Source organism: Mycobacterium kubicae (assembly GCF_015689175.1).
Lineage (GTDB): Bacteria > Actinomycetota > Actinomycetes > Mycobacteriales > Mycobacteriaceae > Mycobacterium > Mycobacterium kubicae.
This window is the reverse complement of the sequence record NZ_CP065047.1, coordinates 1,755,547-1,779,050: the sequence shown is the minus strand read 5'-3', so window position 1 is coordinate 1,779,050 and position 23,504 is coordinate 1,755,547. Positions and strand designations below refer to the sequence as shown.

Genomic DNA, 23,504 nt, shown 5'->3' with positions numbered 1-23,504 from the left:
GAATCATGTCCGTACTGTTATGGTTTCGCCGCGACCTACGATTGCACGATCACCCGGCCCTGGCCGCTGCGGCCGAATCCGACGATGTTCTGGCCTGCTTCGTCCTCGACCCACGGCTCGAGGCCTCGTCGGGGCCACGACGGCTTCAGTTCCTGGGTGATTCCTTGCGCCGGCTCGACGAGGATCTCAACGGCCGGCTACTGGTGACCCGCGGGCTACCACCGGATGCGATCCCGCGGCTGGCCAACGAGATTGGAGCGTCAGCCGTGCACATCTCCGAGGATTTCGCGCCGTTCGGGCGCCGGCGCGACGAGCGGGTCGGCCAGGCACTCGGCTCGGTGCCGCTGATCGCGACGGGATCGCCGTATCTGGTTTCGCCTGGCCGCGTAATGAAAAGCGATGGCACGCCGTACCGGGTCTTCACATCCTTCTTTCACAGTTGGCGCGACGCCGGATGGCGTCCGCCGGCCCAAACAGGTGCCGAGTCAGCCCGGTGGATCGACCCGGCGTCCGTGAACGGCAAGCCATGCGACATTCCAGATCCCGGTGTCGCACTCGACCTGGTCGCGGGTGAGGCGGCGGCACTTTCGCAGTGGGCGGAGTTTGTCGGCGACGGGCTCAACCGCTATGCCGAAGATCGCAACCGGCCAGATCGGCCTGGCACCAGCCGTATGTCGGCGCACCTGAAGTTCGGCACGATTCATCCACGCACCATGGTCAGCACGCTGGACATGCAGCACAGTGGTGCCGGAAATTATCTGCGCGAGTTGGCCTTTCGCGACTTCTACGCAGCCGTGCTGTATCACTGGCCGGCCAGCGTGTGGCGGAACTGGAACAGCGATTTCGACTCCATAGAGATGGACACCGGAGATGAGGCCAAGCGGCGTTTCCAAGCCTGGAAGGCGGGCGAAACCGGATTCCCGTTGGTCGACGCCGGGATGCGCCAACTGCGTGAGATCGGATTCATGCACAACCGGGTGCGAATGGTCGTCGCGTCGTTTCTGGTCAAAGATCTTCACCTGCCCTGGCAATGGGGCGCCGAATGGTTCCTGGAGCAATTGGTCGACGGCGACATGGCCAACAACCAGCACGGCTGGCAATGGTGCGCGGGGTCGGGCACCGACGCCGCACCGTACTTCCGGGTGTTCAACCCGGCCCGGCAGGCGGAGAAGTTCGACCCGTCAGGCGATTACATCCGCCGCTGGGTCGCCGAACTGAGCGACGCCGACGATCCTCACTTGCTCAAAGGTCAACGCCCCCAGGGCTATCCAGAGCCGATCATCGATCACCGCACCGAGCGGGCCGAAGCGCTGCGCCGGTACAGCAGCATCAGCTAGCGCCCCGGTCAGTCGTCAACCTTTCAGTGGAGCACGGGTTCCGGCAAACGTTTTGCTGATTCGCTATTCACCAAGCAGCTTCGCATGTAATTATCAGCCGACTCACAGTTGGTTGACGCCAGGGAGGCGACATGGCTTGCTCGTTCGGACGGACGTTGGTGGTCGCGGGTGCTGCCGTGGGCCTGATGGCCGGCGCGAGCGGCTGTTCGTTCTTGGTCGGGAAGTCGTCGTCGCACGCGGTGAGCAAAAGCGATGTGGCCGGCCAGATCACGGCCAAGATGACAGACGCGGCGGGCAACAAGCCCGAATCGGTGACCTGTCCCGGTGACCTGCCGGCCAAGGTCGGGGCACAGCTAAACTGTGAGATGAAGGTCAAGGACTCCACCTACAACGTCAACGTGACGGTCACCAGCGTCGAAGGCAAAGACGTCAAATTCGACATGGTGGAGACGGTCGACAAGAACCAGGTGGCCCGCATCATCAGCGACAAGCTGTACCAACAGGTCGGCGAGCGGCCGGACGCGGTGACATGCCCGGACAATCTCAAAGGCTACGAGGGCGCGACGCTGCGCTGCCAGTTGACCGACGGCACCCAGAAGTACGGCGTCAACGTGACGGTCACCGCCGTCGACGCGGGCGACGTCAACTTCGACTTCAAGGTCGACGACCACCCCGAGCCGAGCTAGCGGCTAGTGCGCTGCCTTCTTGCGTTCGATATCGGCTAGCGCCGCCGCCAGCTCCGCGCGCTGGGCCGCCGAAGTCTCCCAGGACAGCTGCCGGTTCTTCACCACCTTGGCCGGGGCGCCGACCGCGATCGAGAAGTCGGGCACCACGCCTCGCACCACCGCATGCGATCCCAACACGCAGCCGCGACCGATCGACGTGCCGCGCAACACGGTCACCTTGACGCCCACCCAGGTGTCCGGACCGATCCGCACCGGGCTCTTGATGATGCCCTGGTCTTTGATCGGCAGCGTGATGTCGTCCATCCGATGGTCGAAATCGCAGATGTAGCACCAGTCAGCCATCAGTACCGATTCGCCGAGTTCGATGTCCAGATAGCAGTTGATGACGTTGTCGCGCCCGAGCACCACCTTGTCACCGAACCGCAGCGATCCCTCGTGAGCCCGGATGGTGTTCTTGTCCCCGATGTGCACCCAGCGACCGATCTCGAGCTGCGCCAGTTCGGGCGTGGCATGGATTTCCACCCCTTTGCCGATGAACACCATGCCGCGGGTGATGATGTGCGGGTTGGCCAGCTTGAACTTCAGCAGCCGCCAGTAGCGGACCAGGTACCACGGCGTGTACGCACGGTTGCGCAGCACCCACTTCAGGGATGCCACGGTGAGGAATCTGGCCTGGCGCGGGTCCCGCAGCCGCGAGCCGCGCCACCGGCGATGCAGCGGTGCACCCCACATGCTCGTCATGGCCGAAAAGCCTATCTGCACGCCGCGGGGCGCCGAAATGGCGGGCGCGGCAGCCCGGGCAATCGGCGACCGGGAACCGACTCCGGGTTACCCTCACCTGTACTCGATCGCTGCCCATGCCACGCCCGCGGAAGGATTTGGGAAACCGAGGTGCTTGCGCGACGTCTCCAGGCGGCCGTGTTCGCCGCTGTGCTCACGATTGCGCTCGGCGGGTGCGGCAACACCGACTCCTGGGTGCAAGCGGCGCCCGCCGAGGGGTGGTCGGCGCCCTACGGCGACGCCGCCAATAGCAGCTACACCGCCACCGGCGGCGCCAGCAGGCTCACGCTGGGCTGGACCCGGTCGGTCAAAGGCAGCTTGGGCGCCGCGCCGGCGCTGACTCCGCGCGGCTATGTCGCGCTCAACGCCCAGACTCCGGGCGGCTGCTCACTGATGGAGTGGGAGAACAACAACAACGGCAGGCAACGCTGGTGCCTGCGGCTGGTCCAGGGCGGCGGCTTCGCCGGCGCGGTGTTCGACGGCTTCGACAACCTCTATGTCGGTGAGCCCGGCGCGATCATCGCCTTCCCGGTCACCCAGTGGACGCGCTGGCGGCATCCGGTGATCGGCATGCCGTTGACGCCGCGGTTTCTGGGCGGCGGCACCCTGCTGGTCACCACCCACCTCGGCCAGGTGCTCGCGTTCGACGCGCACCGCGGCGAGGTGGTCGGCAGTGCCTTGGATCTCGTCGACGGTGTCGACCCAGGCGACGCCACCCGCGGTCTGGCCGATTGCGGACCGGCCCGGCCCGGCTGCCCCGTCGCGGCGGCCCCGGCCTACTCGCCTGCCAGCCAGACGGTGGTGCTGAGCGTCTGGCAGCCGAGTGCGCCGGCCGCGACGCTGGTCGGCCTCAAGTACCACCCCGGACAGGACCCACTGCTGTCGCGGGAGTGGACCAGCGACGCCGTCAGTGCGGGCATCATCGCCGGCCCGGTGCTGTCCGCCGACGGCAAGACCGTCTATGTCAACGGCCGCGACCAGCGGTTGTGGGCCCTGCACGCCGCCGACGGAAAAGTGAAATGGTCGGTACCGCTGGGCTTTTTGGCGCAAACCCCGCCCGCGGTCACCCCGCAGGGCTTGGTGGTGGCCGGCGGCGGCCCCGACACCCGGCTGGCGGCGTTCCGGGACGCCGGAGATCACGCCGACCAAGCCTGGCGGCGCGAGGATGTCACGCCGCTGACGACATCGAGCCTGGCCGGGGGCGGCGTCGGCTACACCGTTGTGTCCGGCCCCGCCCATGACGGCGGAGCGGGCATGTCGCTGCTGGTCTTCAACCCTGCGAACGGCCAGACGGTGAACAGCTATCCGCTGCCCGCGGCCACGGGTTTTCCGGTCGGGGTGTCTGTGGGCACCGATCGGCGGGTGGTCACCGCCACCAGTGACGGGCAGGTGTACAGCTTCGCGCCGGCTTAGCCCGGACGGTCCACCGCCGAGCTAGATCGCCAGCGGCGGGATGGCGCTGCGCGGCACCTGCGCCTGGGTGGCCCCGGCGAACGACGGCAGCAACTCGCCTTGGGCGAAGTAGAAGATCAGGTCGTCGTCGGTGATGGCGAAGTTCTGATAGTGCGTCGAGTCGAGGCCCGAGGAGGGCAGGATCGCCGCCCCGAACCCGGTCTGGCGTTCCAGTTCGCGCTGCACCACCGGGAAAATGGCGTCCAGCGCATTGGTACCCGGCGCGAACAGCGTGTCGAAGGTGATGGGCTGCTTGGTGCCGAGGTTGTAGTTGAACGCCTTGTACCAGGTGGACGGGTGCGCCCCGCCCAGGTCCTGGAACATCTTGAGCACGACGCTGCGGGTGTTGTGCGGCGGTTGGCCGGCGCTGCGCTGCTCGGTGGTCGCTTCTAACTGGTAGGGCTGGTCGCGCCGGCCCGACCCCTGCGCCACGTTGATGAAGCCGTCCCGGTTCTGCGTGATGTAGTCGGTCAGCGCCTGCTGGTCTGGGTAGTCGACCGGGAAATTCATGTCGAGGGTGTAGGTGGGCGCGGTGGCGTGCAAGTGGCAGATCTGACCGGGATCGACGGATCCGCCGAGGCTGGCGCACGACGGCGGCGCGGCGGCCGCCGGCCAGCTCGACACGACCGCAAGCGCCAACGCGGCGGCCGTCAAGAGATAACGCATGGTTTGAACTGTCCTCGCACAGGAGAAGGGCTGCAGGGCCACATAAAGTAATCGCCGTCAGCGTACCCGGGCGTTACCAAGTGGCTGAGCAAACGTAGGCCTTTGCGGTACCGGCGGTACCGGACCCGATGCGCGCGATCACCACCGACAGGGCTCGACTGCCGCGTAACCGGAGCCGTCGGCGCAGCGCGTCGGGGTCCACCCGGACCCCGCGGACGAGGATTTCCAGCGCCCCGCAGTCCATCGCCGTCAGTGTCTGCCGCAGCCGGCGTTCGTCGAACGCCAGTTGCTCGAGCACCTCGAACCCCCGCTCCCCCGCCGGCAGCCGGTCACCCGACAGGTAGGCGATGTCGGAGTCGAGCTGCCACAGCCCGTGCCGGGCCGCGTACTGGCGGACCAGGCCCGCTCGCACGACGGCGCCGTCGGGATCAACGATCCACCGCCCGGCCGGTGCCACCGGGCAGTCGTCGGGTTCGCCGTCGGTCAGCTGTTCGTTGCGGTCCAGGAGGCTGGCTCGGCGACGCACACCGGGCTCAGCCAACCCGCGCGACCACAAGCAGGCTTCGCGCACCGACCCGCGGTAGGACGTTACCTCGATTTCCCCATCGAAACCCAGGTTCCGCACCTGGCCGAAATCGATTCCGGGAGCACACTTTACGGCCAGATCTCGCGCGGCGTAGGTGTCGAGCAGCGGGCCCAGTGCCGGCTGGTAGTCGGCCGGGCGGAAGTGGCGACGCCCCTTGCTGCGGCGCGCGGGGTCGACGACGACGACCGCGTCGCGGGTCACCGGGCGCAGCGCGTCGGCGCGGCACACTGCGGTGCCCCCGCCCAGGTTGTGGCGCGCCATCAGCAGTCGTACCGGGTCGAGGTCACTGCCCACGACGTGGGCCGCCGTGCCGCGCAGAGCCGCCAGTTCGGTACCGATGGAACAGGTCGCGTCGTGAACGACGCGACCGGCCAGCCGCGCCGCCCGGTGTCGGGCGACGTCGGCCACGGTGGCCTGCTGCAGCGCCTCGTCGGTGAAAAGCCAGCCCGAGATGTCGCCCAGCGCAGCGAGTTTGGCGGCGGCGCGCCTGCGCAGCAGCGTCGTCTCCACCAGGATCGGCGCGCGGTCACCGAAGCGGGCTCGCACGGCCGCGACGTCGGCGATGCGGGTGGCATCGGTCAGCTCCCGCGCCGCGACCTCGTGCAGGGCCGCGACACCGGAGTCCGAGCGCAGGTACGTGACGTCGTCGACGGTGAAGGTGAGGCTGACGCTCAGGAGGGCTTAACCCCGGTCACCATCACGTTGTAGAACCAGCCTTTGGGCGCCACATGCCGCCACACGTTGGCGTCGACCCAGCTCAATGCCTTCCAGCTGTTGAACGCGAACTTCGCCCAGCCCCAGCCCAGCTTGCCCGGCGGCACCGTCGACTCGAACGTGCGTACCGGCCAGCCCAGCATCGCGGCGGTGAACTCCTCGCTGGCGGTGCGAACCTGAACCGCGCCGGCGTTGGTGGCCATCCGCTCCAAGTCGCTGGGCTCGAAGGTGTGCAGGTCGACAATCCACTCGAGGGCCGCCGCGCGCGAGTTCTCGTCGAGCTCGGCCTGAGGCCGGCGCCAGGCACCGAGGCCGGGCAGCTTCACCGCGCGGATGGTGACATTCCAGGTCAGGTCCGCCAGCGCACGGGCGTAGGTGTTGCCGACGGTGGTCGGCTCACCGGCGAATACGAACCGGCCGCCCGGCTTGAGCACTCGGATGACCTCGCGCAGCGACAGCTCGACGTCGGGGATGTGGTGCAAGACGGCATGTCCGACCACGAGGTCAAAGGTGTTGTCGTCGTAGGGAATACCTTCGGCGTCGGCAACCCGGCCGTCGATGTCCAGGCCCAGCGCCTGCCCGTTGCGGGTGGCGACCTTGACCATGCCCGGTGACAGGTCGGTGACTGAGCCGCGCCGGGCGACGCCGGCCTGGATCAGGTTGAGCAGGAAGAAGCCGGTGCCGCAGCCCAGCTCCAGGGCGTTGTCGTACGGGAGCTGGCCGATCACTTCATCGGGAACGATGGCGTCGAACCGACCGCGTGCGTAGTCGATGCAGCGCTGGTCATACGAGATCGACCACTTGTCGTCGTAGCTCTCGGCCTCCCAGTCGTGGTAGAGCACCTGGGCCAGTTTGCTGTCGTGGCGGGCAGCCTCCACCTGTTCGGCGGTGGCATGCGGGTTGGGGGCAGCGTCAGCGGGGGCTTTTGTACTCCTCGTCATGCAGGGCAGCCTAACGGCCGTCGCCGGTGCGGTGCTGGCCAGCACCGTGACCAGCGGCGAAGACCTCGACGTAGCGGCGGCTTTCGGCGGCCAGGCGTTCGTCCGGCGCCAACTCGAGCACGTCGTTGATGCCGGCTTTGGCCGCGGCCAGCGCGTATGCCGGGCCGTCCAGGAACCGCCGCGCCCACTGCGCCGCGGCGTCGTAGACGTCGTCGGGTGCCACCATGTCGTCGATCAGGCCCAGGGTCAGCGCCTCTTCTGCGTCGAAGAAGCGGCCGCTGAACACCAGTTCCTTGGCGCGGCTGGGGCCGGCTACCTGGGTCAGCCGGGCCATGCCCCCGCCGCCGGGGATCAGGCCCGCCAAGATCTCGGTGGCGCCGAACTTGACGTTGTCGCCGCTGACCCGCCAGTCGGCGGCCAGGGCGAGCGTCAGCCCGGCGCCCAACGCGTATCCGGTGATGGCGGCGACGGTCGGTTTCGGGATGGCGGCCACCGCGTCGATGGCCTCGCGCCGCACCCGTGCGGCGGTGTCGGCCTCTGCCGGGGTCAGGGTTCGCAGTTCAGGCATGTCGTCACCGGCGGAGAAGATCTCGTGCCCGCCGAACAAGATCACCACCGCGACGTCGTCGCGCCGGCCCAGTTCGGCGGCCGCGGCAGCGATCTCCCGGTAGACCTGGCGGGTCATCGCATTGGTCGGCGGCCGCGACAACAGCAGCATGGCCAGCCCGGCGTCCTGGGTGCCGTCGCTGACCACGACGTGGACGAACTCGCTCAAAGAGGCCACCCCATGAATCCGCCCGCTTTGCGCGCCTCGTGGTAGCGGTCGGAGTCGAAGAACTCGAAAACCCAATTGTCGCCGCGCATTTCGAGCAGCGGCTGCACCGGAACAATCTGGCGTTCCACGGCCAGCACATCGGCGACCGTGCGCCCGGCCAGCGAGTCGAGCTGAGTCCAGGTGGGCGGCAACAAGACGTTGCGGCCGGCCGCGAAGTCAGCGATCGCGTCGTGGGGCAACGCCCAGCCGGCCCGGTCGGACTCGGTGTTCTCCCCGTCGGCGCGTTGCCCCTCAGGCAGGGCGGCCACGAAGAAGTAGGTGTCGTAGCGGCGGGTGCGTTCGGCCTCCGGGGTGACCCAGTTCGCCCAGGGCCGCAGCAGATCCGAGCGCAGCACCAGGTTCTCACGGCGCAGGAAGTCGGCGAAGGACAGCGTCCGATCGGCCAGGTCGCGGCGGGCGTCGCCGTAGACCGAGGCGTCTTTGACGATGCCGTCGGGGTCGTCGGCAGGTCCGGCGAACAGCACGCCGGACTCCTCGAAGGTCTCCCGCGCGGCGGCGCATACCAGCGCCTCGGCCAGGTCCGGTTCGATCCCGAACCGCTGCGCCCACCACTGCGGCGGCGGACCCGCCCACGCAATATCAGTGTTGCGGTCGCGCTCGTCGACGCCGCCGCCCGGAAAGACGATCACCCCCGGCGCGAACTCCATCGCCGAGTGCCTGCGCATGAGGAACACGGCGATGCCCTCGGGCGTATCGCGCACCAGCATCACCGTCGCCGCCGGGCGTGGTGTCAGCGGCGGTTGGTCCTGCGGTGAACTCACGGTTGCCTCCGGTGGGCGGCGCGGGTGCGGACGCGACGGGCGAAATACCGCCCGTCGACGACGTCCAGGGCGATCTTCTGACCGAACGCTCGGGACAGGTTGTCGGCGGTGAGGACGTCGGGCAGCAGTCCGGACGCGACGACCTGGGCCTCCGACAGCAGCAGGCAGTGACTGAAGCCGGGCGGAACTTCCTCGACGTGGTGGGTGACCAGCACCAGCGCGGGCGCGTCGGGGTCGGCGGCCAGGTCGGCCAGCCGGGCCACCAACTCCTCCCGGCCGCCCAGGTCCAGGCCGGCGGCGGGTTCGTCGAGCAGCAACAGTTCGGGATCGGTCATCAACGCGCGGGCGATCAGCACCCGCTTGCGCTCCCCTTCGGACAGGGTGCCGTAGGTGCGGTCGGCCAGATGCTCAGCGCCCAGGCTTTCCAGCATGTCGACGGCGCGCTGATAGTCGATGTCCTCGTACCGTTCCCGCCACCGGCCCAGCACCGAATAACCGGCCGACACCACCAGGTCGCGCACCACCTCGTCGCTGGGCACGCGCTGCGCCAGCGACGCCGAGCTCAGCCCGATCCGGGCGCGTAGTTCGGAGACGTCGATTCGGCCCAGTCGCTCGCCGAGGATGAAGGCGACGCCGGTCGACGGGTGCTCGGAGGCGGCGGCGATGCGCAGCAGCGAGGTCTTGCCGGCGCCGTTGGCGCCGATGATGACCCAGCGTTCGTCGAGTTCGACGGCCCAGTCCAGCGGGCCGACCAGTACCCGGCCATTGCGGCGCAGCGATACGTTCCTGAAGTCGATCAGCAGGTCGGGGTCGGCCTCATATTCGCCGTTCTCGGGCACTCGACCATCGTGCCGTACCGGGGGGTGGCCAAGGTTGGCGGGTCATCAGCTTCGCGAGCGACTAGTCAGCGGGAATTTCGACGCGCCGCAGCACGCCGTCGGCCGCGTCGGCGGCTTCGATCTCACCGCGCGTCACGCCCAACAGGAACAGCACCGTGTCCAGGTAGGGGTGGCTCAGCGAAGCGTCGGCCACCGCACGCAACGCCGGCTTGGCATTGAACGCGATGCCCATACCGGCCGCGGCCAGCATGTCGATGTCGTTGGCGCCGTCACCGACGGCCACCGTCTGCTGCATCGGTATCCCGAACCGGTCGGCGAATTCGCGCAGTGCCACCGCCTTACCGGGCCGATCGACGATCGGTCCGATCACTCGGCCGGTGAGGATGCCGTCGACGATCTCCAATTCGTTGGCCGCGACGTAGTCCAGCATCAGCTCACGCGCCAGCGGTTCGATGATGCGCCGGAAGCCGCCGGAGACGACGCCGCAGCGAAAGCCCAAGCGCTGCAACGTCCGTACCGTGGTGCGGGCACCGGGCATCAGCTCGAGTTGGGCGGCGACCTCGTCCATGACAGTGGCGGGTAGTCCTGCCAGCGTGGCCACCCGCCGTTGCAACGATTCGGCGAAATCCAGCTCTCCGCGCATGGCAGCCTCGGTGATCGCCGCGACGGTGCCCAGCGCACCGGCGCGGGCGGCCAGCATCTCGATGACCTCACCCTGCACCAACGTTGAGTCGACGTCGAACACGATGAGCCGTTTGGTGCGCCACGCCAGGCCGTAGTCCTCGACCGCGACGTCGACATGTTCGTCGGCGGCCACCTTGGTCAGCGCGCTCTGCAGCGACGCCCCGACCCCGGGCGGCGCGGACACCCGCAGCTCCAAGCCGGTCACCGGATAATCCGATACGCCGCGGATGAAGTCGATGTTCACCCCGAGGCTGGCGACCTCCCGCGCGACCGCGCCGAAAGCGCCGGCGGTGATCGGCCGGCCCAGCACGATGATCGTGTGGGTCGACGGTTCCCGGATGATCGGTATGTCGTCGCTGCGCTCGACCGAGACCTCGAGCCCTTGCTCGTGGATGGCGGACTCGACGTCGCCGCGCAATGCGTCGACCGCGCCGTCGTCCAGCGCCGCCGACACCAACACGGCCAGGGTCAGGCGCCGCCGCACGACCACCTGTTCGACGTTGAGCAGTTCCACGCCGTGGCGCGACAACACCTCGAAAAGCGCGGAGGTCACCCCGGGCTGGTCAACGCCGGTGACGGTGATCAGCACCGACACCTTGGCCGGTGCGCTCACCCGAAATTACCGTCGGGACGGTCCATTAATTGCGGTCCGGCTCCGTCCGCGGGCCGAAGCCTTCCGGCGACTCGAACGCCGTGGGGTGCTTCCCGACGTGTGCCTCAGCGCGCAGCCGTTCGATCATGTGCGGGTAGTGCAACTCGAACGCCGGCCGCTCCGAGCGGATGCGAGGCAGCTCGGTGAAGTTGTGCCGCGGCGGCGGGCAACTGGTGGCCCACTCCAGCGAGTTGCCGTAGCCCCACGGGTCGTCGACGGTGACCACTTCGCCGTAGCGCCAGCTCTTGAACACGTTCCAGATGAACGGGATCATCGACGCGCCCAGGATGAACGCTCCGACGGTCGAGACGATGTTGTAGGGCTGGAAGCCGTCGGTGGGTAGGTAGTCGGCGTAGCGGCGCGGCATGCCCAGGTCACCCAGCCAGTGCTGCACCAGGAAGGTGGTGTGGAAACCGATGAAGGTCAGCCAGAAGTGCAGCTTGCCCAGCCGCTCGTCGAGCAGCCGGCCGGTCATCTTCGGGAACCAGAAGTAGATGCCGGCGTAGGTGGCGAACACGATGGTGCCGAACAGCACGTAGTGGAAGTGCGCGACCACGAAGTAGGTGTCGGTCACCTGGAAGTCCAGCGGCGGGCTGGCCAGCAGCACACCGGTCAGGCCGCCGAGCAGGAAGGTGACCAGGAAGCCGACCGAGAACAGCATCGGCGTCTCAAAGGTCAACTGGCCCTTCCACATGGTGCCGATCCAGTTGAAGAACTTGATTCCGGTGGGCACCGCGATCAGGTAGGTCATGAACGAGAAGAACGGCAGCAGCACCGCTCCGGTGGCGAACATGTGGTGGGCCCACACCGCCACCGACAGCGCCGCGATCGACAGCGTCGCGTACACCAGGGTGGTGTAGCCGAAGATCGGCTTGCGGGAGAACACCGGGATGACTTCGGTGATGATCCCGAAGAACGGCAGCGCGATGATGTACACCTCGGGGTGCCCGAAGAACCAGAACAGGTGCTGCCACAACAGGACCCCGCCGTTGGCCGCGTCGTAGACGTGCGCTCCGAGATGCCGGTCTGCGGCCAGGCCGAACAGCGCGGCGGTCAGCAGCGGGAACGCGATCAGCACCAGGATGGACGTCACCAGGATGTTCCAGGTGAAGATCGGCATCCGGAACATCGTCATGCCGGGCGCACGCATGCACACCACGGTGGTGATCATGTTGACCGCACCCAGGATCGTGCCCAGACCGGCGACGATCAGGCCCATGATCCACAGGTCACCGCCGGGACCGGGCGAGTGCACGGCGTCGGTCAGCGGCGTGTAGGCCGTCCAGCCGAAGTCGGCGGCGCCGCCGGGGGTGATGAAGCCGGCCATACCGATGGTGGCGCCGAACAGGAACAGCCAGAACGAGAAGGCGTTCAGCCGCGGGAACGCGACGTCGGGTGCGCCGATCTGCAGCGGCAGCACCAGGTTGGCGAAGCCGAACACGATCGGGGTCGCATAGAACAGCAGCATGATCGTGCCGTGCATGGTGAACAGCTGGTTGTACTGCTCGTTCGACAGGAACTGCAGACCCGGCGCGGCCAATTCCGCGCGCATGAACAGCGCGAGCAACCCGCCGACGAAGAAGAAGACGAAGCAGGTGACGCAGTACATGATGCCGATCAGCTTGTGATCGGTCGTGGTGATCAGCTTGTAGACAAGGTTCCCTTTGGGACCCATCCGGGCCGGGTACGGACGGACGGCCTCGAGTTCTCCCAACGGGGGGGCTTCGGCGGTCAACTGCTCCTCCAAACATCCATCCGGACAAGGGCGCAAAGGTGTTACTTGTTCGAATCTTAGCCCGCGATCAGGTCGGCGGTAGTTGTGGTCCTACAAACTGTCGTAAACGACGCCCCGCGGCCCGGTTAGGCGTTTCTGCAGACCGCTGTGCCAGGTGGGAAGGATGTTACCGTCGAAGCCGTGCGACTCGGCCGCAAGCGACTGACAGCGCTCGCCGCAGCGGCAGCAATCATGCCGATGGCCTGCACCGGTTGCGGTTCTGATCAGGCTCCCAACTCGGCACGGCCGCTGGTCAACCCGACCACCCAGATCGCCGGAGCCGGCGTGCTGGGCAACGACCGCCAGTCCGACCAGTCGTGCGCGCGAGACGCGGCCGCACCCGATCCCGGCCCGCCCACCCGGCCGGCCCGCAACGCGGCCGGGGTCACCCCGGACGTCGCCCAGGTCCCCGCCGACCCGCAGCGCATCGTGGTGCTCTCCGGTGACCAGCTCGACACTCTGTGTGCGCTGGGCCTGCAGTCTCGGGTGGTCGGCGCGGCCTTGCCCGACGGCTCCTCGAGCCAGCCCGCCTACTTGGGTGCCGTGGTGCACGGCGTGCCCGGAGTCGGGACCCGCAGCGCGCCCGATCTCAAGGCCATCGCCGCGGCCCATCCCGACCTGGTCTTGGGTTCGCAGTTCTTGACGCCGGCGCTCTACGGGCAGCTGTCGGCGATCGCGCCGACGGTCTTCACCGCGGCGCCGGGTGCGGCGTGGGAGGACAACGTCCGCGGCGTCGGCGCGGCGACGGCCCGCAGCGCCGCGGCCGACGCGCTCATCACCGCCTTCCGACAACGCGCGACGGACATCGGGACCAAGCGGGACGCCGCCCACTTTCAGGCGTCGATCGTCCAACTGACCACTACGACCGTGCGGGTCTATGGGGCGAGGAACTTTCCGGCCAGTGTGCTGAGCGCCGTCGGAGTGGACCGGCCGGCGGCCCAGCGGTTCACCGACAAGCCGTATGTCGAAATGGGCGCAACCGACGCCGACCTGGCCAAGGGACCGGACTTCTCGGCGGCCGACGCCGACATCATCTATGTGTCGTGCGCCTCCCCCGCCGCCGCCGAACGTGCGGCCACCGTTTTCGACAGCGATCCGTGGCGCCGGCTCTCGGCCAATCGCGACAACCGTGTGTTCGTCGTCAACGACGAGATCTGGCAAACCGGTGAAGGCGTCGTCGCCGCCCGCGGCATCGTCGAAGACCTGCGCTGGATCAACGCTCCGATCAACTAGCGCGCTGACCGGCCGATTGGCGAGAATCCCTTACCTTAACTAAGCTTTTTAGTTAGCCACGTAACCGAAAAAGGAATTCGATGAGCACTGTTTCCGCGTACGCCGCGACTTCGGCGACTGAACCGTTGACCAAGACCACCATCAACCGGCGCGACCCCGGCCCGCACGACGTCGCGATCGACATCAAGTTCGCCGGCATTTGCCACTCCGACATCCACACCGTGAAAGCCGAGTGGGGCCAGCCGAACTACCCGGTAGTCCCCGGCCACGAAATCGCCGGTGTGGTCAGCGCCGTGGGCTCCGAGGTCTCCAAGTACAAGGTGGGCGACCACGTCGGGGTGGGCTGCATGGTCGATTCGTGCCGTGAATGCAGCAGTTGCCGGGCCGGGCTCGAGCAGTACTGCAAGCGGGGCGCGACCTTCACCTACAACTCCATCGGCAAGGACGGCGAGTCGACGCAGGGCGGGTACAGCCAGGCGATCGTCGTCGACGAGAACTACGTCGTGCGCATCCCGGACTCCCTACCCCTGGACAAGGCGGCGCCGTTGCTGTGCGCCGGCGTCACGCTGTTTTCCCCGCTGCGGCACTGGAACGCCGGTGCCGACACCCGGCTGGCGATCATCGGCCTGGGCGGGCTGGGCCACATGGGCGTCAAGCTGGGCGCAGCAATGGGCGCCGAGGTGACCGTCCTGTCCCAGTCGTTGAAGAAGATGGAAGACGGCTTGCGGCTGGGCGCCAGTAACTACTACGCCACCTCCGACCGCGACACCTTCCGCAATCTGCGGTCCAGCTTCGACCTGATCCTGAACACCGTGTCGGCGAACCTGAATCTGGGCGACTACCTGGGCCTGCTCGATGTCGACGGCACCCTGGTCGAACTCGGCATCCCCGAGCACCCCATGGAGGTCCCGGCGTTCCCGCTGGCGCTGGCACGGCGCAGCTTGTCCGGGTCGAACATCGGCGGCATCGCCGAAACCCAGGAGATGCTGGACTTCTGCGCCGAGCATGAGGTCACGCCCGAGATCGAGGTGATCGAAGCCGATTACGTCAACGAGGCCTACGAGCGGGTACTGGCCAGCGACGTGCGCTACCGCTTCGTCATCGACATCTCAAGCCTGTGAGGTAGCGCGCGACGACGCGATCTCCTCAGCGATCTCCGCGTCTTCGTCGCCCGGGATGACCTCGCTGACGTCGATGCCGGCCAGGGGCCAGCCCGCGGCGGCCAACGTGGCGGCCACGCGCCGGACGTTCTCGGGGCCGGGGTCGTGGTGGGTCAATTCGGAGATGGTTTGGGCGATTTCATTGCCGTCGATCACGCCGTCAACCGCCGCGGGTGATCCCTTCGCGGTGAGTTCGGCGATGACCTCTTGCAGCTGTTCTGCGGTGAGCGGGGTGCTGCGCAGCAACGCCAGCAACGGGACCTGGTCGGGGCCGGGTACGCCGTTGGGGTAGCCGACCTGCAGCCAACGCACGACCGACTTGAAGAACTGGGAAGCGTGAGAAGTACGCGATGTCGTCACCCACTCAGTTTCACGGTAGGTATTGAGCGGCGCCACCGCGGCGGATCAGACCATTCCCAGTATTCATATGCCGTTCACTCCGGGCTTGCGTGACGGACGGCAGCCACATTCTTGGCAGACTGTTTCCAGCGGGTGTTGTCGAATGTCGCGACGAGGAGAAGCCATGTGTTACGCGGTGCAATGCCAGGTCTGCGGCAAGACCACCTGGGCCGGGTGCGGCGAACACGTCGACGAGGTCAAAGCCGGTGTGCCCGATGATCAGTGGTGCGGCGGGCATCCCGAGCTCGATGCTGGGACCGGTGATCGTTCGCCGGCCGGGCGGGGTTAGAAGTCCCAGTCCTCGTCCTCGCAGGCGCCGCACGTCGCGATGACTTTCGCCCGTCGGTGCAGTCTGATCTGCATGGGCAGACTCATCTATGGCTTCAACGTGTCGGTGGACGGGTACATCGCCGACGCGCACGGCAACATCGACTGGTCCGAACCGAGCGAAGAACTGCACCAGTACTGGAACGACTTCGAGCGGGAGACCGCGTGCGCGTTCTACGGCCGGCGGCTCTACGAGCTGATGTCCGCGTACTGGCCGACCGCCGATGAGGCTCCGGACGCCACCCTGTTGATCATCGACTTCGCCCGGATCTGGCGTGACATGCCCAAGGTCGTGTTCTCACGCACCTTGGAGTCAGTCGACTGGAACTCGCGCCTGGAACGCCGCGACCCGGTCGAGGTGGTGAAGAAGCTGAAAGCCGAAACCGACGGCAGGCTGGAAGTGGCCGGCGCGACGCTGGCCGCACCGATTGTGCAGGCCGGACTGGTGGATGAGTACCGAATCGTGGTCGCGCCCACCATCACCGGCGGCGGCACCCCATTCTTCCCGGCACTGCCGTCATGGATCTCGCTGCGACTGTTGGAGAATCGCACCTTCCCCGGTGGTACGGTCCTGCTGCGCTACGAGGCGAAGCACGACTGATCGCGTCACGCGCGTCACTCAGCGCGACCTTCGGCACACTGCTGCGAGTCGCGGAGTCCCTTCAGAAGTCCCAGTCCTCGTCCTCGGTGACCACAGCCTTGCCGATCACGTAGCTGGACCCCGAGCCGGAGAAGAAGTCGTGATTCTCGTCGGCGTTGGGTGAGAGCGCCGAGAGGATCGCCGGGTTCACGTCGGTCTCGTCGCGCGGGAACAACGCCTCGTAACCCAGGTTCATCAGCGCCTTGTTTGCGTTGTAGCGCAAGAACTTCTTGACGTCCTCGGTCAGGCCGACCTCGTCGTAGAGGTCCTGGGTGTACTCGACTTCGTTGTCGTACAGCTCGAACAGCAGCTCGTAGGTGTAGTCCTTGAGCTCGGCGCGCTTGGCGTCGTCGACCAGCGCCAGGCCGCGCTGGAACTTGTAGCCGATGTAGTAGCCGTGCACCGCCTCGTCGCGAATGATCAGCCGGATCATGTCGGCGGTGTTGGTCAGCTTGGCCCGGCTCGACCAGTACATCGGCAGGTAGAAGCCGGAGTAGAACAAGAAGCTCTCCAGCAGCGTGGAGGCCACCTTGCGCTTGAGCGGTTCGTCGCCGCGGTAGTACTCCAGCACGATCTCGGCCTTGCGCTGCAGGTTGGTGTTCTCCTCCGACCAGCGGAACGCGTCGTCGATCTCGGCGGTGGAGCACAGCGTGGAGAAGATCTGGCTGTAGCTCTTGGCGTGCACCGACTCCATGAACGCGATGTTGGTGTACACCGCCTCCTCGTGCGGGGTGAGCGCGTCGGGAATCAGGCTGACAGCGCCGACGGTGCCCTGGATGGTGTCCAGCATGGTCAGACCGGTGAAGACGCGCATGGTCAGCTGCTTCTCGCCGGCGGTCAGCGTCCCCCACGACGGGATGTCGTTGGACACCGGCACCTTCTCGGGCAGCCAGAAATTGCCCGTCAGCCGGTCCCAGACCTCGGCGTCCTTGTCGTCTTGGAGCCGGTTCCAGTTGATGGCTGAGACGCGGTCGATCAGCTTTGCATTTCCCGTCACCAGAACCCCACTTCACCAGGTGCGATTGATCTGCGCTGCGCAGGTCTCAAACACTACCCCTGGGGTACGACAAGCCGGGGCAACACAAGAAGTTGTGTTTTAGCGTGTCGCGGCAGTCGGCTACGGCGCAACGTCAATCACCTGTACGACGCCCGCGGACACCCCGCCGACGAACAAGCGCCCGGTGGCCGAGTCGACGCCCAACGTGTACGGATTCTGCACCGTCGCGAACCGCTGCACTGGGCGTGGCGTGGGGTCGCCCATGTCGTACCCGACGACCTCGTTGGTTCCCGACGACGCGACCCACAACCGGTCCCGCGTGGCATCGTAGGCAATCCCGTACGGACCGCCCGGTTGGGCGACGCTGGCCACTTCTCGGGGTTGGGGCAGCGGGGTGAACACTCGAACGGCGTTGCCTCGGGTGTCGGTTGCGATCATGCGCCCGTGCCGGTCGGCGATGAGGTGGGTGGGGCCCGCACCGGCCGGGGTTGATCCCACGATGGTCAGCCGCTGCGCGTCGTAGATGGTCAGGTCGTTCTTACGCACGTCGAGTACACCCATCGAAGTCCCCACCGGCGCGGTGCCCGCGGGCTGCACACTGTCGGTGAACACCTTGACGATTTGGTCGCCGCGCACGACGGTCACCGTCCCTCCGAGTTCGTTGGCGACGAAGACGGTGCCGTTGGAAGCCTGTGCGGCATCGTGTGGTTCGGTGCCGGTGCGAATCGGTGCCCGCGCCGGCCCCTGGGGCAAGTCCACTCGCACCAGCGAGTCCGCCGACTCCACCGGCACCAGGATGGGCCCGCCGGGGGCGGCCAGCTGCAGGTGACGAACCCTGCCCGGCAACGGAATTCGCCCGGTGCTGGCACCGGAGTCGGCGTTGATGAGGACCAACTGGTTGGGGTCGTGAGTGGCGACGGCGACGGTGCGGGTCAACGCATCCACGACCACACCTTCGGGGGTGCGTCCGACCTGAATGAGCCGTCCCGGCGGCGCACCGCCGGGCGAGGGCGCCTTTTGCGGTTCCGCCGCCGGCGGCAACCCATTGGCCGCCGGGCGATGACCTTCGGTGGGGACCCCGGCCGGCAGCATCCCGGTGGTGGTCGACCCGGCGGGCATCGGTGCGCCCCCGTTATGACCGCACGCCGTCATCGCGAGAACGACAAGGCCAGCGGCAAGCCGCAATTCGATTCGTCGGGTCACTAGCGGGTAGTACCCGCTTGGCCCTAACTCGCCGCGCGAATAGCCTTACGTTTCCTGGACTTGCCCTTGCCCACCCCGAGGAACTCGTACTCGGCGAGTCGGATCTTGCGGGTGGTCCGCCAGTACTGCCAGGTGTACCCGCCCCACAGCACGGTGTTTCTACCGTGTTCGTCGAGATACCAGCTGCTACAACCGCCGCTGTTCCATACCGAGTCGGCGAGCTTGGCCTGCAGCTCGTCGTTGAACTGGTCCTGGGCGGCCCGCGTCGGCGCCAGCGCCTGCGCACCCAACTTGTCGCATGTCTTGATCGCGTCCGCGACATAACGAATCTGCGATTCGATCATGAACACCACCGAGTTGTGTCCCAGCCCGGTGTTGGGCCCAAGCAGGAAGAACAGGTTCGGCATGTTCGCCACGGTGATCCCGCGGTGCGCACCGATGCCCTCGCGGTTCCACCGGTCGACCAGGTCCTCGCCGTGCCGGCCCTTGATCTGCACGTAGGTGTAGGAGTCGGTGACGTGAAAACCGGTCGCATAGACGATGACGTCGGCTGGGCGCTGCGTTCCGTCGCTGGTGACGATTCCGTCTCGGGTGATCTTGCGGATGCCCTCGGTGATCAACTGGGTCTTCGGGTCCGCGACGGCACGATAGTACGTGGAGGAGTTCAGGATTCGCTTGCAGCCGATGCGGTAGTTCGGAATCAGCTTGCACCGCAGTTCACGATCTTTCACCGAGCGCCAGATGTTGTATTTGCAGTACGCCTCAATGAATTTCAGAGCGTTGGGCCGCTTGGTCATACCGAAGGCCAAAGCTTCCTGACCCCAGTAGATGGCCAGCCGCGTCGCAGCCCGCAACCCTGGGACATTCTGCATAGCGCTGCGTAGCCGTGTCGGGATTTCGGGGTTGGAGCGCGGGACCACCCACGGCGGGGTGCGTTGGTAGAGCTGAAGTTCGGCGACCTTGCCGACGATCTCCGGCACGATCTGAATGGCACTGGCGCCGGTGCCGATGATGGCCACCCGCTTGCCCGTCAGGTCGACGCTGTGGTCCCATTCTGCGGAATGGAAAGCGGCCCCGACGAATTCGTCACGACCCTCGATCTCGGGAAACGCCGGGATGTGCAGTGCACCGGCGCCCGATACCAGGAACTGGGCGACGTATTCGCGTCCGTCGGTGGTGAATACGTGCCAGCGGTATTCCTCGTCGTCCCAATAGCCGCGGTCGACGTGTGAATTGAACTCGATGTAACGACGCAGTCCGTACTTCTCGGTGACGCCTTTGAGGTAGTCCCAGATTTCGGGTTGGTAGGAGAACGGGTTCTTCCAATCCGGCTTGGGTTCGAAGGAGAACGAGTACAGATGCGACGGGATATCACAGGCACAACCGGGGTACCTGTTGTCGCGCCAGGTGCCGCCGACATCGTCAGCCTTCTCCAGGATGACGAAATCCACGCCCTGCTGCTGCAGTGCAATCGCCATTCCGAGCCCGGAGAACCCGGTGCCGATGATGACGGTACGGGTATGCACCGGCGGTTGGTCTGACTGCGGTTGGCCGACTATTTCGGTAGCCGGCGTCACGACATCGGTCATGTGGGTAAGTCTTCCTTTTTACGGCTGGTGTCAGCTGTCTCGTGCGGTGCACACAGCACGAGACGCAAAGTACCCGGTACTGCGGGTATCGGATTTACCGAGTCTTATTGATCGTCTCCGCGATGTCAACGGAGCCCTCACTTAGCTCGCGGCGTGGTTGACGGTGACCGCGTCATGAATTGGGCGGTCCGCATCCATGGTGATGCCCAGCGTCTCCGCGGTCCCGACGATTACTCCCAGCATGATGGTGGAAAGGTGTGCGACGAATTGCTCCCTGGACATGCGCCGCGGGCTGTCCGGTTCCGGTCCCAGCCACCATTCGGTGGCCGATGCGGCCGCACCGAAGGCGCTGTGCGCGGCCAATTCGAGTGCCGCGCGATTGAGGTCCATCTCGCGCAATTCGTTGTTGAACAGCTCGGCGAAGGTCAGCGTGATCTCGCGGCCTTCGTTGAGGGTGCGGACCGTGGCCTCCGACTGCTTGGCCGAGCGGCTCTGGATAAAGACGCGCAGCACGTTGGGATGTTGGTCGACCAGGACGACGTACTCCTCCACGCTGCGGCGGATGACTTCCCGCGCGGAGTCGGTGGCCAGGTTGATCGACGGGAAGATCGCGGCCCACAGCATGTCGCGCAGTCGTTCCCCGATCGCTACGAACAGATCGGACTTGTCGGCAAAGTGGCGGTAGATCTTGGGTTTGGCGGTGCCGGCCTCTTCGGCGATTTCCCGCACGCTGAGTTCGGGCCCGAGCCGGTCGATGGCGCGAAACGCGGCTTCGACGATCTCCCCCCGCACTTTCTTGCGGTGTTCACGCCAACGTTCGCTGCGCGCGTCGACTTTCACGCCGGCGTTGGCGCCGGGGTGCGGTCGGGGAATTCTCACCACGTCAAGCACCTTACCGCGCCGCTGCGGCCGACCTGGGTAGTTGTTTCAGCGCCGTCCGCACCGGTCCACACCAGCCCTACGACGCCCGCAACACCTCGCTTGGCGAGCGGCCGAACTCCCGCCGGTAGTCGGCGGCGAACCGGCCGAGATTGCCGAAGCCCCACCGGTATGCGATGGCGGCGACCGTCGTGCCCTCCTCGACGGATGACCGGCGCAGGTCGGCGTGCGCGCGAGCGAGACGAACCGACTTCAGGTACGCCATGGGCGTTGTGTCCAAGTGCCTGCGGAAGGCTTCCTGCAGGGCCCGGGTGCTCAACCGCGCTGCCGCCGCGACGTCACTGATCTGGACGTCCTCAGCGACGGATTCCTCGATGTAGGCGATCGCACGACGAACGGCCGGCGGCCTGACGTCGCCGCTGGAACCCGCAGCGGCCGCATCGCATCCCCCGCAGTAGGCCTCGATGAGGCTGGCCACCAACATCCGACGCAGTTGGGCACGCAGTAACGCCCCGGACGACAGGAGCCCGTTAGGCCCGGCATTTGCGAGCAGGAAACGCATCACCTTCGCGACGGCCACCGTCCCCTGCTTCGACGGATGCCGCCTCAACGGAAATCGGACCAAGTCCGCCTCACCCACGCCGGTCAACTCGCCAACCGAGGCCTCGAACGCGGCGCGAGGAATGCGCACATGGAAAAGGTTGCAGTTCTCCTCCCAGCGCAGCTGATACGCCGTGTGCGCATCCAGCACCACGTGCTCGCCGGGCACCAAGCGCCGTTCCCCACTTGCGGCACGAACCCCCAACCGCCCGCCGATCTGCAACGACACCAAGACAAAGTCGTCGAACGTCGACGACTCCAGCAACGTGACACCGGACCCGTACGACAGGGAGTAGACGCCTAGCCCGCTGGAGCCTCCCTCGGCGTGCCGCGCACGAAATGCCGCCGAATTGCCCCGGACGGTGAGGCGGTGCGGACAGTAGACCGCCGAGATTCGGGCTCGTGCCTCGTCCGGATCCGAGGTGTCGGTCCGGATACGCAGACCGTGGATCATGGTCCGGTGGTCCGTTCGCGCAGCTCCACCGCCGTCTCGTCGGCGCCAGCTTCAGCGGCCGTTCGGACGTCGTCCACGACCTGAGCGACCAAGACCGACGTACCAAGACCTACCTTCTCCGTCACCACCGCCGCTGCGGTCAGCACCGCCAAGGGATCGGCGGCCTGACGCGAATGTTCGGGCCACGGCACGTCCGATCCGGCATCGGGTTCGACGGGCGCTTCCGGGAAGAGCAGTCGTTCATACGTCCACAGGCCTGCATATCCCGCGGATTCGGCCGTTCTGGCCGCCTCGACCACGTCATGTCGCAGATCGACTCCCAATCGCTGGGGCAGCCGCAGTCCAAGTCTCATGTCAGACAACCGGTTCGGGGATCACGACGACGGTCTTGCCGGGGCGGCGAAACGAGGGGTCGAACGCCGAGGGCGCTTCGGCCAGTGGACAGACCGCTCCGACAATCGGGCGCAACCGGCCGTCGCGAAGCCTGCGTTCCAGAGCGGCCAGTTGCAACCGGTCGGGTTCGACGACGAAGAAGATCGCACGTCCGCGCTTCGGTTGAACCAGCGGTGGTTCAGCGATGGTGACCAGCACACCGCCGGGCCGCAGCAATTGCGCAGACCGCTCGAGGATTTCACCACCGATCACGTCGAATACCACATCGACCGCACCGACATCCTCCAGCCGATCCGCGTGCAGGTCCAGGAACGCTTCAGCGCCCAAACCCAGCACAGTGTCTCGGTGCTCGGCACGGCCGCTGCCGATCACGCGCGCTCCGGCATCGCGAGCCAGTTGCACCGCTATGGAGCCAACGGCGCCGGCGGCACCATGAATCAGAACGGTCTGCCGGGCCAGAAGATGGGCGTGATCGAACAGTCCCTGCCATGCGGTCAGTCCGGGAAGCGCCGCCGCGGCTGCGACCGTGTGGTCGATCTCGTCAGCTAACGGCGCGAGGTTGCGTGCCTCCACCGCAACGTATTCCGCGAGGGTGCCGTTGCGGGCCCAGTCGGTGATCCCGAACACCCGCTGTCCTACAGTGAATCCGGTTGTGCCGTAGCCCAGTTCGGCAATCACTCCGGAGACTTCATGCCCTGGGATGGTGGGGGCCCGATCGCGCCCGGCGCGGTCCGTCCACGTCGCGGGCCAGTCGAGCTCACCTGGAGTGAAGCTGGCGGCATGGACTCGCACGATGACATCGTTTTCTGCGGCATGCGGGTAGGGCATTTCGACCAGCGAAAGTCCACGGAAACCCTCAACGCGGTCACGTGCGGCAATCGCTTGCACAGTGGGCACCCCCGATCGAGCTCTCATTTGGTGGA

The 23,504-nt window shown here is 66.7% G+C and carries 24 protein-coding genes; 7 read left to right on the top strand and 17 right to left on the bottom strand.

From position 1 onward, the window contains the following. The first annotated feature begins 5 nt into the window (after positions 1-5). Together I2456_RS08415 and I2456_RS08410 are read left to right on the top strand one after the other, a co-directional pair. Positions 6-1,337, top strand: coding sequence for a cryptochrome/photolyase family protein (locus I2456_RS08415; RefSeq protein WP_085073452.1), 1,332 nt, complete (start codon positions 6-8; stop codon positions 1,335-1,337). Between the two features lie 131 nt (positions 1,338-1,468). Continuing rightward, complete coding sequence (locus tag I2456_RS08410) at positions 1,469-2,023, top strand: anti-apoptotic protein (protein WP_085073453.1); 555 nt, start codon at positions 1,469-1,471, stop codon at positions 2,021-2,023. A 3-nt stretch (positions 2,024-2,026) separates the two neighbouring features. Here the strand turns inward: I2456_RS08410 and I2456_RS08405 are convergent, their stop codons facing one another. Next, positions 2,027-2,764 carry an acyltransferase gene (locus tag I2456_RS08405; RefSeq protein ID WP_068024654.1) on the bottom strand — a complete coding sequence of 246 codons (738 nt, stop codon included), beginning with the start codon at positions 2,762-2,764 and terminating at the stop codon, positions 2,027-2,029. Between the two features lie 150 nt (positions 2,765-2,914). On the opposite strand from I2456_RS08405, the gene I2456_RS08400 reads away from it, so the two are divergent. Beyond that, positions 2,915-4,216 carry an outer membrane protein assembly factor BamB family protein gene (locus I2456_RS08400; protein WP_241007899.1) on the top strand — a complete coding sequence of 434 codons (1,302 nt, stop codon included), beginning with the start codon at positions 2,915-2,917 and terminating at the stop codon, positions 4,214-4,216. Between the two features lie 21 nt (positions 4,217-4,237). Here the strand turns inward: I2456_RS08400 and I2456_RS08395 are convergent, their stop codons facing one another. The 8 genes from I2456_RS08395 to ctaD all read right to left on the bottom strand — a co-directional run bounded on the left by I2456_RS08395 (position 4,238) and on the right by ctaD (position 12,668). Continuing rightward, a complete protein-coding gene (locus I2456_RS08395; RefSeq protein WP_068024648.1) occupies positions 4,238-4,921 on the bottom strand; it encodes an esterase in 684 nt (227 codons plus the stop codon). A 73-nt stretch (positions 4,922-4,994) separates the two neighbouring features. Next, positions 4,995-6,182, bottom strand: coding sequence for a THUMP-like domain-containing protein (locus I2456_RS08390; protein ID WP_082952021.1), 1,188 nt, complete (start codon positions 6,180-6,182; stop codon positions 4,995-4,997). Next, positions 6,179-7,162: a class I SAM-dependent methyltransferase gene (locus tag I2456_RS08385; protein ID WP_068025645.1), complete on the bottom strand. Its 984-nt coding sequence runs from the start codon at positions 7,160-7,162 to the stop codon at positions 6,179-6,181. The genes I2456_RS08390 and I2456_RS08385 overlap by 4 nt, the downstream gene beginning before the upstream one ends. 10 nt (positions 7,163-7,172) lie before the next feature. Then, positions 7,173-7,937, bottom strand: a complete 765-nt coding sequence (locus I2456_RS08380) for an enoyl-CoA hydratase (protein WP_068162197.1) — start codon at positions 7,935-7,937, stop codon at positions 7,173-7,175. Beyond that, positions 7,934-8,704 (bottom strand): NUDIX hydrolase, encoded by a 771-nt coding sequence (locus I2456_RS08375; protein WP_276052965.1) that lies wholly within the window; start codon positions 8,702-8,704, stop codon positions 7,934-7,936. The genes I2456_RS08380 and I2456_RS08375 overlap by 4 nt, the downstream gene beginning before the upstream one ends. Before the next feature lie 50 nt (positions 8,705-8,754). Then, positions 8,755-9,597 (bottom strand): ABC transporter ATP-binding protein, encoded by an 843-nt coding sequence (locus I2456_RS08370; protein WP_085073456.1) that lies wholly within the window; start codon positions 9,595-9,597, stop codon positions 8,755-8,757. Positions 9,598-9,658: 61 nt separating this feature from the next. Further along, the gene (gene serB / locus I2456_RS08365; protein WP_068024637.1) at positions 9,659-10,894 is read right to left on the bottom strand and encodes a phosphoserine phosphatase SerB; all 1,236 of its coding nucleotides are present in this window, start codon (positions 10,892-10,894) and stop codon (positions 9,659-9,661) included. Between the two features lie 25 nt (positions 10,895-10,919). Continuing rightward, on the bottom strand, positions 10,920-12,668 hold the full coding sequence (ctaD, locus tag I2456_RS08360; protein WP_068025642.1) for an aa3-type cytochrome oxidase subunit I: 1,749 nt from the start codon (positions 12,666-12,668) through the stop codon (positions 10,920-10,922). A 231-nt stretch (positions 12,669-12,899) separates the two neighbouring features. Here ctaD and I2456_RS08355 point away from each other — a divergent pair, with 231 nt between their 5' ends. Beyond that, positions 12,900-13,940 carry an iron-siderophore ABC transporter substrate-binding protein gene (locus tag I2456_RS08355; protein ID WP_085073457.1) on the top strand — a complete coding sequence of 347 codons (1,041 nt, stop codon included), beginning with the start codon at positions 12,900-12,902 and terminating at the stop codon, positions 13,938-13,940. Positions 13,941-14,020: 80 nt separating this feature from the next. Beyond that, positions 14,021-15,061, top strand: a complete 1,041-nt coding sequence (locus I2456_RS08350; protein WP_085073458.1) for an NAD(P)-dependent alcohol dehydrogenase — start codon at positions 14,021-14,023, stop codon at positions 15,059-15,061. On the opposite strand, the gene I2456_RS08345 is transcribed toward I2456_RS08350, so the two are convergent. After that, positions 15,050-15,460 carry a DUF3349 domain-containing protein gene (locus I2456_RS08345; RefSeq protein WP_068025641.1) on the bottom strand — a complete coding sequence of 137 codons (411 nt, stop codon included), beginning with the start codon at positions 15,458-15,460 and terminating at the stop codon, positions 15,050-15,052. The two genes, I2456_RS08350 and I2456_RS08345, sit on opposite strands and share 12 nt — an antisense overlap. Positions 15,461-15,623: 163 nt before the next feature. On the opposite strand from I2456_RS08345, the gene I2456_RS08340 reads away from it, so the two are divergent. Together I2456_RS08340 and I2456_RS08335 are read left to right on the top strand one after the other, a co-directional pair. Further along, a complete protein-coding gene (locus I2456_RS08340) occupies positions 15,624-15,788 on the top strand; it encodes a hypothetical protein (RefSeq protein WP_165605707.1) in 165 nt (54 codons plus the stop codon). Between the two features lie 72 nt (positions 15,789-15,860). After that, positions 15,861-16,427 carry a dihydrofolate reductase family protein gene (locus I2456_RS08335; protein ID WP_068162162.1) on the top strand — a complete coding sequence of 189 codons (567 nt, stop codon included), beginning with the start codon at positions 15,861-15,863 and terminating at the stop codon, positions 16,425-16,427. A gap of 61 nt (positions 16,428-16,488) precedes the next feature. On the opposite strand, the gene nrdF is transcribed toward I2456_RS08335, so the two are convergent. The 7 genes from nrdF to I2456_RS08300 all read right to left on the bottom strand — a co-directional run bounded on the left by nrdF (position 16,489) and on the right by I2456_RS08300 (position 23,469). Beyond that, on the bottom strand, positions 16,489-17,463 hold the full coding sequence (nrdF, locus tag I2456_RS08330; RefSeq protein WP_067417167.1) for a class 1b ribonucleoside-diphosphate reductase subunit beta: 975 nt from the start codon (positions 17,461-17,463) through the stop codon (positions 16,489-16,491). A 120-nt stretch (positions 17,464-17,583) separates the two neighbouring features. Then, positions 17,584-18,666, bottom strand: a complete 1,083-nt coding sequence (locus I2456_RS08325) for a YncE family protein (RefSeq protein WP_241007898.1) — start codon at positions 18,664-18,666, stop codon at positions 17,584-17,586. A 23-nt stretch (positions 18,667-18,689) separates the two neighbouring features. Next, positions 18,690-20,255, bottom strand: coding sequence for a flavin-containing monooxygenase (locus I2456_RS08320; protein WP_085073459.1), 1,566 nt, complete (start codon positions 20,253-20,255; stop codon positions 18,690-18,692). 141 nt (positions 20,256-20,396) lie between these two features. Then, positions 20,397-21,137: a TetR/AcrR family transcriptional regulator gene (locus I2456_RS08315; RefSeq protein WP_068025639.1), complete on the bottom strand. Its 741-nt coding sequence runs from the start codon at positions 21,135-21,137 to the stop codon at positions 20,397-20,399. A 76-nt stretch (positions 21,138-21,213) separates the two neighbouring features. After that, complete coding sequence (locus I2456_RS08310) at positions 21,214-22,188, bottom strand: AraC family transcriptional regulator (protein ID WP_085073460.1); 975 nt, start codon at positions 22,186-22,188, stop codon at positions 21,214-21,216. Further along, a complete protein-coding gene (locus tag I2456_RS08305) occupies positions 22,185-22,541 on the bottom strand; it encodes an LLM class flavin-dependent oxidoreductase (protein WP_085073461.1) in 357 nt (118 codons plus the stop codon). The genes I2456_RS08310 and I2456_RS08305 overlap by 4 nt, the downstream gene beginning before the upstream one ends. 1 nt (position 22,542) lies before the next feature. Next, the gene (locus tag I2456_RS08300; protein ID WP_085073462.1) at positions 22,543-23,469 is read right to left on the bottom strand and encodes an NADP-dependent oxidoreductase; all 927 of its coding nucleotides are present in this window, start codon (positions 23,467-23,469) and stop codon (positions 22,543-22,545) included. Between the last annotated feature and the right edge of the window lie 35 nt (positions 23,470-23,504).